The sequence below is a fragment of the Paraburkholderia sp. UCT70 genome, assembly GCF_050434085.1.
Lineage (GTDB): Bacteria > Pseudomonadota > Gammaproteobacteria > Burkholderiales > Burkholderiaceae > Paraburkholderia > Paraburkholderia tuberum.
Genome location: NZ_JBNPVZ010000004.1, coordinates 1083545 through 1097520, shown reverse-complemented (window position 1 = coordinate 1097520; position 13976 = coordinate 1083545). Strand labels below are relative to the sequence as shown.

At 59.5% G+C, this 13976-nt stretch carries 15 protein-coding genes; 5 read left to right on the top strand and 10 right to left on the bottom strand.

Translation table 11 applies throughout. The features are described from left to right. Positions 1–142: 142 nt before the first annotated feature. Entirely contained in the window at positions 143–1489 is a 1347-nt protein-coding gene (tig, locus tag OKW41_RS30710; protein WP_184063592.1) for a trigger factor, read from the bottom strand. A 542-nt stretch (positions 1490–2031) separates the two neighbouring features. On the opposite strand from tig, the gene OKW41_RS30705 reads away from it, so the two are divergent. The 4 genes from OKW41_RS30705 to OKW41_RS30690 all read left to right on the top strand — a co-directional run bounded on the left by OKW41_RS30705 (position 2032) and on the right by OKW41_RS30690 (position 6101). After that, entirely contained in the window at positions 2032–3177 is a 1146-nt protein-coding gene (locus tag OKW41_RS30705) for a glycerate kinase (RefSeq protein WP_429449712.1), read from the top strand. A gap of 63 nt (positions 3178–3240) precedes the next feature. Then, positions 3241–3690 (top strand): MarR family winged helix-turn-helix transcriptional regulator, encoded by a 450-nt coding sequence (locus OKW41_RS30700; protein WP_429574988.1) that lies wholly within the window; start codon positions 3241–3243, stop codon positions 3688–3690. A gap of 118 nt (positions 3691–3808) precedes the next feature. Then, complete coding sequence (locus OKW41_RS30695; RefSeq protein ID WP_429449708.1) at positions 3809–4096, top strand: hypothetical protein; 288 nt, start codon at positions 3809–3811, stop codon at positions 4094–4096. Between the two features lie 511 nt (positions 4097–4607). Further along, complete coding sequence (locus OKW41_RS30690) at positions 4608–6101, top strand: integrase arm-type DNA-binding domain-containing protein (RefSeq protein ID WP_429574987.1); 1494 nt, start codon at positions 4608–4610, stop codon at positions 6099–6101. Here OKW41_RS30690 and OKW41_RS30685 read toward each other — a convergent pair. The 9 genes from OKW41_RS30685 to OKW41_RS30645 form a co-directional block, all read right to left on the bottom strand. Continuing rightward, entirely contained in the window at positions 6098–6313 is a 216-nt protein-coding gene (locus tag OKW41_RS30685) for a hypothetical protein (protein WP_429574986.1), read from the bottom strand. The two genes, OKW41_RS30690 and OKW41_RS30685, sit on opposite strands and share 4 nt — an antisense overlap. A 125-nt stretch (positions 6314–6438) precedes the next feature. After that, entirely contained in the window at positions 6439–6864 is a 426-nt protein-coding gene (locus tag OKW41_RS30680) for a hypothetical protein (RefSeq protein ID WP_429574985.1), read from the bottom strand. Between the two features lie 161 nt (positions 6865–7025). Further along, positions 7026–7238 (bottom strand): hypothetical protein, encoded by a 213-nt coding sequence (locus OKW41_RS30675; protein WP_429574984.1) that lies wholly within the window; start codon positions 7236–7238, stop codon positions 7026–7028. 130 nt (positions 7239–7368) lie between these two features. Then, on the bottom strand, positions 7369–7686 hold the full coding sequence (locus OKW41_RS30670) for a hypothetical protein (protein ID WP_429574983.1): 318 nt from the start codon (positions 7684–7686) through the stop codon (positions 7369–7371). Positions 7687–8059: 373 nt separating this feature from the next. Next, complete coding sequence (locus OKW41_RS30665; protein ID WP_429574982.1) at positions 8060–8245, bottom strand: hypothetical protein; 186 nt, start codon at positions 8243–8245, stop codon at positions 8060–8062. A gap of 558 nt (positions 8246–8803) precedes the next feature. Next, a complete protein-coding gene (locus OKW41_RS30660; RefSeq protein WP_429574981.1) occupies positions 8804–9349 on the bottom strand; it encodes an HAD domain-containing protein in 546 nt (181 codons plus the stop codon). Between the two features lie 229 nt (positions 9350–9578). After that, a complete protein-coding gene (locus tag OKW41_RS30655; RefSeq protein WP_429574980.1) occupies positions 9579–9983 on the bottom strand; it encodes a hypothetical protein in 405 nt (134 codons plus the stop codon). 23 nt (positions 9984–10006) lie between these two features. Next, complete coding sequence (locus OKW41_RS30650) at positions 10007–10444, bottom strand: hypothetical protein (protein ID WP_429574979.1); 438 nt, start codon at positions 10442–10444, stop codon at positions 10007–10009. Positions 10445–11036: 592 nt separating this feature from the next. Beyond that, positions 11037–12506: a hypothetical protein gene (locus OKW41_RS30645; protein WP_429574978.1), complete on the bottom strand. Its 1470-nt coding sequence runs from the start codon at positions 12504–12506 to the stop codon at positions 11037–11039. A gap of 504 nt (positions 12507–13010) precedes the next feature. Between OKW41_RS30645 and OKW41_RS30640 the strand changes: the two genes are divergently transcribed. After that, complete coding sequence (locus OKW41_RS30640) at positions 13011–13760, top strand: hypothetical protein (RefSeq protein ID WP_429574977.1); 750 nt, start codon at positions 13011–13013, stop codon at positions 13758–13760. Positions 13761–13976: the final 216 nt, after the last annotated feature.

The following is a 13976-nucleotide window of genomic DNA, read 5'->3' as shown; positions in this document are numbered from 1 at the left end:
TGGTGCGACGAGCCCGTATTCAAGTGCCGTCTTCGTGTGCGCCGCACGACCGGATCCGGTACGTCACACAGATTCATGGCACAAAAAAACGGCGTGCGGGCCGTCGGTCGCTCCGACAGCCGGCACGCCGCTGCAGCGACGCTTACGCTTGCGCCGTTGCGCTTGCCAGTTCCTCGAAGCTCACTTCCTTGTCCGTCACCTTGGCCTTGCTGAGGACGAAGTCGACGACGTTGGCTTCAACGACATACGCTTCCATTTCAGCAAGACGTTGCTGGTTGGAATAATACCAGCGGACGACTTCCTTCGGGTCTTCGTAGCTTTTCGCGAATTCATCGACTTCGGCACGGATCTGCTCCGGCTTCGCCTGCAGTTCGTTCGCCTTCACGAGCTCGGCCAGCACGAGACCCAGCTTGACGCGGCGCTCGGCCTGCTCCTTGAACATCGCGGCCGGGATCGGCGCGTCCTTCGCGTTCGGCACGCCGCGCTGTTCCAGATCCTGGCGAGCCATCGCGACGAGGCGCTCCTGATCCTGCTCGATCAGCGCGTTCGGGACGTCGAGCTCCGAGATTTTCAGCAGTGCGTCCATCACCTGGTTCTTGACGATGGCTTGCGTGCGGCGCTTCGCTTCGCGCTCGAGGTTGTCCTTGATTTCAGCGCGCATCTTGGTCAGATCGCCGTCTTCGATGCCGAGCGATTTCGCGAATTCGCCGTCGACTTCCGGCAAATGCGGCCATTCGATCTTCTTCATCGTGATCGTGAATTGCGCCGTCTTGCCCGCCACTTCCTTGCCGTGGTAGTCGTCCGGGAATTTCAGGTCGAATTCCTTCGCTTCGCCGACCTTCAAGCCGAGCGCCGCTTTTTCGAATTCCGGCAGCATGCGGCCTTCGCCGAGGATGAAGCCGAAGTCTTCGGCGCTACCGCCCTGGAATGCTTCACCGTCGATCTTGCCGACGAAGTCGACCGTCACGCGGTCGCCGTCTTTGGCGGCCGTGTCCGCGCCGCCGTCGCCGTGCTCGCCTGCCTCGCCACGAGCGTGGAAGTGCACGCGCTGTTTGCGCAGGATGTCCAGCGTGCGGTCGATTTCCGCTTCGCTGATGCTGGTCATGGTGCGCTCGATTTCAGCCGTGGCGACGTCGCCCAGTTTCACTTCCGGATACACCTCGAAGGTCGCGTCGAACGCGTAGCTGCCTTCACCAGCGTCGGTCTTCGGCGCGAAGCTCGGCTGACCCGCGACACGCAGGTTTTCGGTGCGGCTGATGTCGAAAAATTCCTTGCCGACCTTGTCGCTCAGCACTTCGGCTTCCACCTGGCCCGAATACTGTTGCGTCACCATCTTGAGCGGCACCTTGCCCGGGCGGAAACCCGGCATGCGCACGTTCTTCGCGAGTTGGCGGATACGCGAATCCACTTCCTTCTGCACGGCATCCTTCGGCAGGGAAATCGTCACGCGGCGTTCGAGCTTGCCGAGGTTTTCAACAACGTTAGCCATGGCTTCAATCGTCCTAAAATTATTCGAGCGAAACAGTTATCTTCTCCGTGCTGCCCGTCGATGTCGCTTCGCATCGATTTGCGCCGATTGCATCGATCACGCGCCTGCGCCGCGGGCTTGCAGGCCGTCGGCAGCACGGTTGAGTCCAAAGAGCCGAATATTTTAGCAAACTATTTGCGCGCCTAGCCGGGATTCGATGATTGCATCGAGTTTTCCCTGCATTCCAGGCGTTTTGAGGGCCATTTTCGGTTAGTTTTGACACAGCGAGCGCGATTTGCCGCTGGCATCGCTATCCGGTTAGCGTCGTGCGTTCCTCGGCGCTCTTTCGTCATGCAACAGAACCTTCGCGTGGACGCTCGCACCCGCTCGCGGCCGACGTGTCGTGGCGGCGATCCCGCCTATGCCTTTCGACATATTCAGCCGACGCCCCCATGCTGATAAGCTAACGCACTCGGTCGGGCCGCCACCGCCGGTCACCAGCAGCCGGTCGCTTCATCCGCTCCAGCAACCGCTTACAACGACCCAAACCTCTCAGAGACACCATGCCGAATTCGTCGCCCTCGCCTGTCGTCGTCATCGCTCCCGATTCATTCAAAGGCTCCCTCAGCGCGGAACAGGTCGCGCAGGCGATCGCATCCGGCGTCCAGCGCGCACGCCCCGACGCGAGCGTGCGCATCTGTCCGATGGCCGACGGCGGCGAAGGCACGCTCGACGCAATGCTCACGAGCGGCGGCGAGCGCCGCACGCTTAGCGTGCGCGGCGCGGCCGGTCCGACGCGCGCAGCGCTGACGGGCCTGCTCACGGACGGCAGCGCCATCATCGAAACGGCGGAAATCGTCGGCATTACGGACCCCGTCGGCATGGGCGTGCCGGTCGAGGCGCGAAGCACGCGCGGCATGGGCGAAGCGATTCGCGCGCTGCTTGATGCCGGCGTGCGGCGCTTTTTCGTCGCGCTCGGCGGCAGCAGCACGAACGACGGCGGCGCCGGCCTGCTGACCGGCCTCGGCTTGCAACTGTTCGACGCGCAAGGCAACGTACTCGAAGGCACACCCGAGCAGCTTGCGCGCGTGGCGCGGGTCGATGCGTCGCTGCTCGACGCGCGGCTTGCCGACACGCAGTTCGTCGGCATGTCGGACGTCGACAATCCGTTGACCGGCGAGCACGGCGCGACCGCGATCTTCGGTCCGCAAAAAGGCGTGAAGCCAGAACAGGTCGCGCCGATCGACGCGGCGCTCGCGCGCTTCGCCGATCTGCTCGAAGCCGCGCTCGGCCGCACGGCGCGTGACCTGCCGGGCGCGGGCGCGGCGGGCGGCCTCGGCTTCGCATTGCACATGCTCGGCGCGCAGTTCGAGCCGGGCGCGGAAACCGTCGCGCGGCAAATCGACCTCGACGCCGCGCTCACGGGCGCCAACTGGCTGATCACCGGTGAAGGCCGTTCCGACGTACAGACGCTGCACGGCAAGGCGCCGTTCATCGCCTGCGCGCATGCGCGCGCCGCGGGCGTGCCCGCCACGCTGCTGTCCGGCGCGATCGACCCCGCCGCGCTGCCGCGTCTTGCCGAATACTTCGGCGGCTGCTTTTCTCCGGCGCCGGGGCCGATCACGCTCGACGTCGCGATTCGCGACGCGGCGCGCCTGCTCGCCAACGAAGCCGAGCAGCTGACGCGCCTGAAATACGGCGTGCGTTGACCCGCGAAACGGTTGCCGCAACAATCACAGCGCCACGACCGTTCCACTCATCACGGGGTGACCATGAAGGACTCCGCCAAAGCCGGGCTCGAGCAGTTCCTCACGTATCGTCTGCATGTACTGAACAAACTGGCCGAGCGCGGCATCAGCGCGCGCTACGCGGCGAAGCTCGACGTGACGCTGCCCGAAGCGCGGGTGATTGCGACGGTGGGGTCGTTCGGACCGTTCTCGATCATGGAGTTGGCACGCCATGCCAATCTCGACAAAAGCCAGGCGAGTCGCGCGGCCGAAGCGCTGATCCGGCAGGGACTCGTGCAGCGAGAATCGAGCGCCGCGGACGGCCGCGTCGTGCTGGTCTCGCTGACGCAGGAAGGCCGCGCGCTGTATCGCAAAGTGATGCCGATCGCGCGCAAGTGGAACGGCGATATGTTCGACTGCCTCAACGAAGAGGAAAGGGCCGCGTTCGGCGGGGCGCTCGACAAGGTGATCCGTGCCATGAACGCGCGGGAGTGATAGCGCGCGGCGAACCGGCCGTGTTTGAAAAGCGCCGTTTCACGGCATGGGCGGCGCGTGTCAAGATTGAGCCTTGGCCAACGCGCCTTCACCCTCTTTTTCATCCAGGGACGTTTCAGTGGACATCAACAAACAGGTCGCGGCACTCACCGCGTCGGAACTCCAGACCGCCGGCGCGAGCCAGGCGACCGCGATCGCGGTCAGCGTCGTGCTGCGTCATCTTCGTTCGCCGGAACTGGCGAAACTGCTGTCGTCGGCATTTGAAAGTCATCAGGCGGTGATGCTGCAAACGCCGTGGCCGGACCAGATGCTGCAGGCGTTCGAGTCGACGCGCCGTTTCCTCGAAGGCGCCGCGCAAGCGGAATTGCCGGGCTCGCAGGAAGCGCCGGGAGCGCCGGGTGCCTGAGTCGCGCGCTCGCGATGAAAGGCAGCGGAGCAACACTGAGGCCTTTCAGAAGACCGCGCAAAAAAGAAAAACCCCGTCGGTCCAAAGACTTGACGGGTTTTTTCTCGACTACCAATAAGTGGTGCGAGGGAGGGGACTCGAACCCCTACACCCTTGCGGGCGTCAGGACCTAAAACATCTACCCGAGTATAAACAGGTCCTGCACAAATTTCGTTCAGTAAGATAACTTCCCGCAAACCCTTACCCAGCAACGCACTGTTTATATTTTCGCAGCAGTTCGCTTGCGAGACGCAGCGGGACACCAATTTTAATTGCAGGTTTCGAGGGTCGTTTTACGGCGTTTTGTGAGTGCACGCACATCTCGCAGCAAGTATCGCACGAGACGTGTTGCGATACGCCCATTTTGCACCCAAAATCAGGGTTAGTCTCGTAGAGCTGCGAGACAGTTCGATTTCAGATAATTTGCGGGCCGCGAGACAACTGCCGCGTCCTATTTTGCGAGCGAGACCACATGGCTGTATTAACAATGACCCCGGACGAGGTTGCTAACCTCACGTGCGTACCGGGCAAGCGGATGACTATCTACTACGACGTCGCGATGAAGAACGAACTGCTCTTCCGCGTGATGAAAACCGGCACGCGCACGTGGTTGGTGGAGACGGCCAACGCGCTTGGCACTCGCGTACAACGTACCTTGGGGCCCTATCCGCAAATGGACCTGGCAACGGCCCGTCGCGAGTGCGTTCGAGTCTGCGCCGACATTGCTGCCGAAGGTGCGGAAGAAGTGTCTGACCTCTCGAAAAAGACGCTTTGGCAAATTCTCGAAGATTGGCGCGATACCACCCATCCCAAGGAATCGACGCTGCGCACCTACGAGCGTGTTCTCAAGACGCACGCCGCAGAGTGGCTGCACAAGCCGCTTCGCCTCTTGAAGCGCGAATGGCTCACTGAAGCCTGTCGGCGTATTGCTGAAGACCGCGGCGCGGCGCGCCAATCCGACCATCTTTTTCAAACCATCCGGGCGCTGTCGAATCACGCAAAGCTGCCCTCAAACCCTGCCGCCGGCATGCGTAAGCGCGTCAAGCAGTCGAGTGTCGAGGGTGCGCGCCCACTGTTCGCGGGTGTGCTGCGCAGCCTGTTCGATGCCATCGACATGCTGGACCCATATCCACGGGCTTACTATTACACCCTCCTGTTTACAGGGTTTCGCGCAGAGGGCGCGCGAGCAATGGAGTGGCATCTGCTCAAGCTTAAACAGGGAGGTGCGTCTACCTACCTCATTCCGAGCAAAGCGACGGGGTTCAAGGACGGTGGCGACTGGGAGTACCCGTTGCATCCCTTTCTCGCGGAGGAACTGCGCAAGTTGCGGGCGTTTCATGCGAAGCGCGGTCTGGGTTCGAAGCACATATTCCCCTCGCTTTCGTCGAAGGATGTGCCGGACACTGCGACGACGAAAAAACAACGACGCGAATATGTGTACCACTACAACGGTTCGCTTGCGCGACTTCGCGAGCTGACGAGTATGCCTCAGCTGCGAAACAACGACCTGAGAGACACAGTCGCGAGCTACTCGATGGCCCTCTTTGGCAAAAATATGATTACGGAAAAACTGCTCGACCACCGTATCGAAGGAGTGAATGTCAGCGCACAAAATGTGGGCATGCTTTACGTAGGCGCGCTCCCCCGCTCATTCGAAGCCTCCGCTCAGGTCCGGAAGGTCTGGGCAGACACCAGCGAGGCGTGGCGTCCATTTATAGAAGCGTACGGTGATGCACTGCTCATGCTCGCCGGCCGGCTCCAGGAAAGGGACATGACGCCGTACCAAAACGATTTGTATAAGTCGAAGGTTAAGCCTGTTTTTCGGGTAGACCAGGACTTCAAACTCGAGGATGGCTTTTCGACGGAGCGTTGGCTTACGTTTGTTGCTCAGGCTCCCCAAATGGCGCTCAATGCTGAGGCGGCTCACGATGCAGCGCAGCGTTTGGTCGAACTGCCGACAAGCTAGGCACGTTTGAGGACGTTGTCGAACCACAGACCGGTGCGCCAGTCGTTCGCGTACGCTTCCACGAGCAGCCGATAGCGCGTATCCATCGGCTCGCTTATGTCCAACTGCTGACAGTAGCGTCTCGTGTCCACAGCCGCGAGCCCCTCTGCAAGAAATGGCTTCAGCCCGCCGTCCACGATGCGTATCGCGATGCGCTCAAGAAAAAACTCCATCGCGGCTTGGTCGTGTCGCTCTTCGTGCGTCGCTCACCTCGATACCTGTGTTTTTATACAGTATATCGAGATGATGCAATGGGGCCACGCAATGCATGGTCCTTAACGCTGGTCCCGCTATTCAACTACGCGAATTGCAGCTCCCGCTCAAACGCGTCGGCGAGTGCGCCAAACGAAGTACAGTCTTCTTCTGAGAAGAAACATTCCTGCAGCGACCAGAAGTAGCGGTCATTAACCCAATACATCTCGCTACCATCACGCATCAGTCCAACAAGGGCATCAATGTCGACGCTGTCAGCGAAGAGCTGGTCCGCGAGCCCGTCCGTATCGAGCACGCCCGCTTCTGCGGCGGCAGCTAGGCTGTCGAAGAACCAAGTCAGCACCGGTGCGCCGGGTTTTTGCGTCAGTGCTTCGACGCTCATTGGCGTCAACGTCTTCGTGACGTGATTCCAACCGCCGAACTCGATTAGCGCGCTTGCTGCACGTTGACCTTCCTCGTTTTCGAACAGCAGCGGCGTAGGACGCGCTGCGTAAGCTTCAATTTTTGCCATCAAAATCCTCGTCTGTTGTGCACCGGCTCTTACCCTAGCCGGCAACAACGCCGGCACGTGGATTAACGACCTTCCTTACAATTCCTTGAGCACAAAATAAGGGGCACGAGCGGCGTGCACCTGCCGTGTGTTGTACTTTTTGTGGAAAGTCCAGTACAGCCCTAGCGTTTATGTTCCTCGGTGGCCTTGAGATACTCGGCAAAAGCCTTGGCTTGTCGCTCTTTCGCTGCGGCGATATACGCCTCCGCCTCTGCGTCGTCGAAATCGCGCCGGCCGTCCGCGTCGCGGGTGCAGACTAGGTCGCCGCGCGCCACCAGCTTTAGCACGTGTGCAGGGCTCACAAAAAGTCGCCGCGCGAGTTCAGGCACGTCCATGGCGCCCCCGGATGAGTCGGCCGATTGCGTGCCCTGCGATTGCTGCGCACGCGGGCACCGCCAAGAGAATCCAGTTTTCGCGCCAAATTTGGGGCAGGTCGACGTGCATGAATGTGCTCCGTGTTTTTTGCTACCAGTGAAGCAGGATGCGCAGGCGAGTCATGAGCCACTGCAGCTCTTCGGGTGAGCACCAGCCTTTGCCCGCGACTGCTTTGCGCACGCGTTCGAGCGTCTCGCCCCGAGCGTTGCCCGAGTGCTTTTCAGCGTCCTTGAGCGTCTTGGGCACAAACTGCCGTGCCAAATCTTCACAAATGTCCCAACGTTCCGCGCGCTGCTCATCTGATTGCAAAACGTACCAGCCGCGTGACAGCACGACGCCGACTTTCGTTTGAACACCAGGAACGACAGCTGGCATGCGCTCCCGAGGAAAATCGTCCGGCACTTTCATTGCGGCAAACCCGCAGCGAAAATTTTGCGAGCAACTGACACGACATCGTCTTCCTGCTCAACGGGTGTCGGCGCGAGATAGTACTGATGCACGTCACCGACAACTACGCTCGGGTATGCGCCGCGCGGCGTGCGAGCAACGTCGAATCGTGCTGTTAGCGCGTGGTCGCAATGAACAAATATCGTGAAAGTGTCTAGCTGCGGATAGGGGCCGTCCGGCCTCAGGTGCTGTAGCGCGCGGGCTATGCGCTCAAAATGATTCTCGCCGTCAATGAACCTCGCCGACCCCTCGCACACGACTGGAAACGTTGATGCTGGCGCATCTCTAACGTACGCGCCCGCGTGAATCCGAACGTCAACGCGATGAAATGTATTCATGGTTTCTGGGGACGACCACGGGACAGGCGGTCGGTCAGATACACGCGACCAAGCGCGTCAGCATACGTCTCCACGTCTGTAATCTCGCTTCCGCACTCCGGGAAGTCGTAGTGGCTGTAGTGAAACACCGACCAGTGCGGGTCTAACTGCTTCAAATGCTCAATCAGCTCGAATACCATCATCCGCTCTCTCCAAAATTTTGCGAGCAATCGTCACGACGTCGTCACCTATCGTAAAAGGCACGGGGGCAATGTCGATGCGATGCTGCGTGCTATGCACGCTGGCGTACGCAAGCCCGTCCCTGCACACTACGCTTACTCGTAGCGAGGCCCGCACCTGAGTGTCAGCGGGCCCGTCGAGCCGTATTTCGTGCACGAAAACCGTAAATCTGTCGGACACAGGATAGGGCCCGTGGGGGTCCGGCCTGTTGAGTGCGCGACGCGCGCTTTCCCATCTCGGCTCTCCGTAGACCAAGGACGTCCCCTCGCACACGATAGTCAGTGTGTCGCCACTGCAGTCTCCGAGGTAAACGGCTACATCCCTTTGTACTGGGCCTTCGACGCGGTACGCGTGCTCGCTGTCGCCCGCTCTGGGCGGACGCGCTAGCCGCTGCTTTTCCCGGTACGCGACGACGCTTTCACGGTCGAGCGTCAAATCTCCGACTGCTATCAGGCGCAGCACGTGCGCTTCGCTTATGTGCAGAACGGCCGCAGCTTCTGCCTCGGTAAAGTCAGCCATCGTCACTCCCCGTGCATAGCAGCCAGTTTTGCTCGCAAATCGGCGAGCACCACCGGCGTGCTGATGCCCTGTATCTCGTGTGTCCTGACCAGTTTGTCGCGGCACCACGTGGGCCAGTGCAGGTAATCGTCATCCACAGCCAGCCAATCGTCGGGTTTGCGACGCAAGACGTCTGACCATACCTGCATGCCACGCGGTGCTTGCCGAAAAGACTCTGCGTCCATGGCGCCGTGATACGTCGCCCCTATCACCCTTTCTCGCAGTTCTGGTGGCAGCTTGCGCGCGACACGTGCAACGCTCTTGTACATGCGGACCCAGCTCGTGCTCAGCACAATGCGCACTCCGGGATATGGCAGCAGCACTCGCTCTAGCAGTTCGGCATGCTCAAAAAGCGTGTGTCCCTCAGGCGATGCGATGTAAGGCCCGCGCCCGGTCCGCATGTGCACGTCTTCAGGGTGGAGGACCCCATCGAAGTCCAGATAGAGAATTAGGCCGCCCGTAGCCACAGGTGGCGGCACTGCAGGCGGTGGGGTTGGAATATCGCTCATTGCGTTGTGTTGTCGTACAGCCCCGCTTCCTGCTGCATCCGCCCCAGTTCGCGCAGCCCTCTGCTAGCAATTTTTCTGCGCTTCTTACGCTACGCCTCGGCTCTTTCTCGCAAAATGTACTTGCGTCCGCGAATAACGACAACGGGGCGAAAGATGTGCTTGCGCATCAGCTTTTTGCGCACATAGCGCGGGCTGACGAAGAGACGCCGCGCTACCTCCGCGACTGACATTAGCTCGTCCATTGTCTTGTCGACCAAACACGCTGTACTACATCCACCGAATTCGCGTTCGGCGTAACCGGCACCCACTCGCTTAGTCCCGTCTTTGCCCATCCTCCGCCCGGAAGCGGACTGTGCATCCAGAATCCCCGTGCCTCACCGCCTCGCACGTCGACAACAAGTCGTAATCGCACGGTGTCAGGCGTCGAGGTCTCCGACACAAGGGCAAGCAAGATGCACGGTTGCGCTGGAAGCTTTTCCGGCGCCTCTTTCAGTTCTCTATAAAGCGCAAGCGCCGAAGTCAGCGCGTGGCGATACTTCAGCGTGGGCCCAGCAATCGCGAGGGCAGCTATTCGCTCCTGCTTTACACCCTGCAAGTGTGAAACGAGAACCACAAACTCGTGTTCCTTTTTCATCTCAGCATTCCTCCCCGGTTGCGTTAGCGGTACCCGTTTAAAAAGTCGTCCCAGTCGTGCGCGTATGCGCAGTCGCGCGCGGGAATTGACGAGCCAGCCAGGTTTTCGCCAAAAAACGTTCGGGTTGGCTCAGGTATTTCGTCCAGCCGCACATAGTGCATGCCATCATCGCGCACATGCACCGGGGCGGTGGGCCGTGTGGGTCGTGGTGGCAGTTCCTCCTTGCCTTCATTCAGCGCTGCGGCAATGCATCTGCCGACGAGGTCCCACACCGATGCCGACCATCTGGGGTATTTGCGCACATGTGCTACGTTGCCAACGGACTCCAGCAGGCCTTCCTGCAATTCCACTTCGTAGTCAGCCAGCGCTCCATTCTTGACTCGGCTGATGTCAGCCGTCGCAATGACCCGCTTGCCACTCTCACGGCCGCCTGGCCATAGTTCAACCGTCACTCTCAGCATCGTCCCTTCTCCGTAACGCGCTAACTGTATTTCGTCATGCTAGCATATGCGCGCATTTTAGTTAGGACAGCGACCTTTGTTGCATCATGCAACTAAGTTTGAAAGCCGTGAATGCCTTTACTGGTGAGGCTTTTCGGGCGAATACGACAAATCTAAAACGGGGTGGAAATGAACGTTACGTACCTGGCAAAACTGGAGCTGAACCTCGGCGTGGGTCCGCGACAGGTGCTCAGCAAGTTGAAGATGGCGTTCGACAGCGACAGCGCGGAGGACCGGTCGCTCCTGCTTACCGTGAACTACGCTAAGCGGCCAGCAGGGTGCAGGCATAAGCTACACACTATTTACGCTGCATCAGGGCGCGACTGGTCGCTGGGTTTCGCCAGCGACCGGGGCGCTTTTCCGAATTGCTGTGCTCTATAAACGATGTGCTGGGCGTCTGCTTGCGGTGGCCCTATGCAAGGCTGCAGGTCACGCAGGTAGAATTTGTGGAAGAGGAGGAGGAGCCTGCACAGTTATCCACAGAGACACCGGCCGCGGCGGCTGTCGTTGCGACATAAGCGCAGTTATGTCGAAACGGCGAGTCACGCTCGGCTCAGTGTGGCCGCCCCTTGTCAATCCAATCCTGCGTCTTACCCATCGGAAGGCAATGGCGGGCACAGTTGTATGCCTCGAGATGCTCCAATTCGGAGTTCAGCAGATTGTTGAACGCAGCAATATCGACTTCGGGGACCTTAACCGCTTTAATAGCCTGGTCGAGGGTGGAACCGAAGAGAACAATCTGGCGCATTGCGTCGCCCAGATGTGCGCGGTAACGGACCCGCAGAGGGTCGGGTCGCGTGGACTGTTCAGACATGCTTTTCACCAATGGTAGGCTCATCTCAACGCGCCGAGGGTAGGCGTCCCGCAGACCTTGGCGATGCTCATCTGTCATTGAATTCTCCAGTTCGTCGAACCAGGCGAACAGTTCCGGCCAGTTGTTCAAACTGAACACTCTCGTGCCATATCGCTCCGACAAGCGCACGCCTCGGTGCGAGACCAGTTCCGCCATGGGCTGGTCCATGATGAAGGCGTCCACGTACGGAGCGTAAGTCGAGATATGCGAAACGTCGAAGAAGACCCCGGATAGCCTTCCTAATGCACGCTCGCGATTCGCGTACGAACCGGCCTTCACTTGCGCTTTCAGCGTCGCGTACATGTGCGCTCGCAGCCATTGATGCGCGCAACTCTTGAAATGCTGCGAATCGAGGAACCGGGCGCACTGCCTGAGCCGCTCGTCGGGTGGCGTCTCCTCGGGCAACTGGGCAAGCAAGCCCTGCACGACCATTGACATCACCGGCGAGTCAAACAACGCCATGTAGTCGCCTCCGCCCACGCCTACCATGAATTCAAGGTAGGCGTCCATATAGCCCTTAGCCGCTGCGTTATATTCAGCATCGACGTCCTGGTCGAAGGTGTTCTGCGACTCTCGCCAACCCGGAAACAGGTCTACTAATCCCTCTACCGACTCCAACTTCAACCGTGCCAGCAACTCTGCGTCGCCGTGATAACCGCCTACCTCGATTCGGAAGTAGCTGTCCCAGTTGCTGACGTGCCCAGGCTTCAGGGCATCGCTCAATTCCGGCTGCTGGTCCGCAGGGCCGTTTTGCTGCCACCGCATGAAGGCACGATGAAGTTGAAACCGGTCCACTTCCGACGACTGCTTGAACTCGGCCCCACGACTGGCAGATTTGATAAACGGATACAGCTCGCCGAATCGCGGCCAGAGATGGGTTTCGTCTTCGTGAATCGATGAAAACGGAGCCACCAACAGCTGGTCGGCCGCCAATTTCTGAATGCGCTCGGCCGCTCGGACGAAGCGGTCGTCACCACCACGAAATGCGCCGCTGAAAAAGAACTGGTCGAGGTAGATGACTTTCTTTCTGACTGCCGGCAGCAAAATGCTTTGCGAGTAGCGGCACCGCATGCAGCCTCGCAAAACGTGGTCGCCGCAGACGTTCACGTTGCCGAACGAGTTTTGCTGTTTGCAGCCCGGGCAATCGCCTAGAACGTAGGTAACCAGCATGTCTGCCTCTCAGAGCGAGTTGTTGTTCGCAAATCATACTGCGACGGTAGTCCCGCGCTATATGGCAGCTGGGAATACACCTCGCACCCGTCGCCCAAACTGAGAAAAGGTAAGTTTGGTATCCCGGCGCCGGAGGGTGGCGAAGCCCTACTGACGGAAGCGGCAATGCCAGCCGCGTTGGCAACCCCGAAAGACACCGTGCTGGCTCCTCCGCAGAAGCCGAAAGCCCACAAACTGCCGCAGGAGCGCTCACGTTCGTAGCGCGAGCAGCGTACGTCTGGTTAGACGAATCACTCTAATATAAATTGAGGGCAGTTAAATCATCGGTTTAGCGCATCAAGGATGTCTATCGCACCTTAACCGAGGAATTACTCTGGGGTGCTCTGGATATGTCTGGTGAGCGGTAGCCTATACGGACTACAGCAGCCGGCAGCAACGCGAAAAGCAATATTGTCGTCGGTCGGCTTGCTTCTTTCAACACGACCACATGAGACATCAACAACGATGACGAACGACCCAACCTCAGTTCCCTCCAACCTGCACGCGGTCAACTCCGGCGCGGACATTCTGGCCATCTTGCGAGACCATTTAACTCGCGATGATGAAACGCAGGACCAAAACGAAGCCTGCGAACAGGCTTTCGAGTTGGCGAAAAACTCGGGCTATCAGCGGGGAGATACAGCGGTCGACCTGCTGCTGTATCTCGTCGCCGTGGCGTCCTATGAAACAGAGAATGGAACGCTTGAGGAATCGTGCGACGAGTTATACAGGTTACGCGGAAAAGAACTCTATGGCGTCTACGTCCGGCGGAACAGCGATGGCGAAGATGAAGTCATCTGGCGAGACGAAGGGGGCGATATTGATTACGCGTATCTTGAGCACATCTGCAAGTACGCTCAACTGCCCGCCGACCTGCGCCCTGATTGGCTCGATGATGACGGCGTTTATCTGTACGTCTACGGTCCGCAAAATGGCGGTAGGTGGGTCACGCTGTTTGAATTGAAATCGATGTGTGACGCCGACTCCGGGCGCGGGGTGGAGATTTGCATCGATGACATTCCTGCAAGCGATTACCCAGAGTTGCTAGCCTTGCAAACGTCAGATGATGTAGATGCCCTTGTTGAAGCTGAGGTGCGCATCGACCGCTCCGGTCAGCGACGCATAGACCTCCGACAGCTAAGACGTCTAACGGGAGGCAAACTCCCGATGCCTCTTCACCAACTTGCGGCTTGTTGCTCGCACGCGAATTGGTGAGCCTCTTTCCTTCTTTCCGTACAAGGCCGGCGTCGACCGGCCATCTAATAACGATGATAACCCTCAACGCGAATATGGATAAAGTCTCAACGGGTCCTTCCGGTTTCATCACTCCAGCACGTATGTCTGTGGACGAGCTCAAGCGGCTCGTGGCAGCAAATAAGCTCGAGCTGCATCTCACTTGGCGGTGGGTCGGCCGCTCGAGGCACGGTGTAC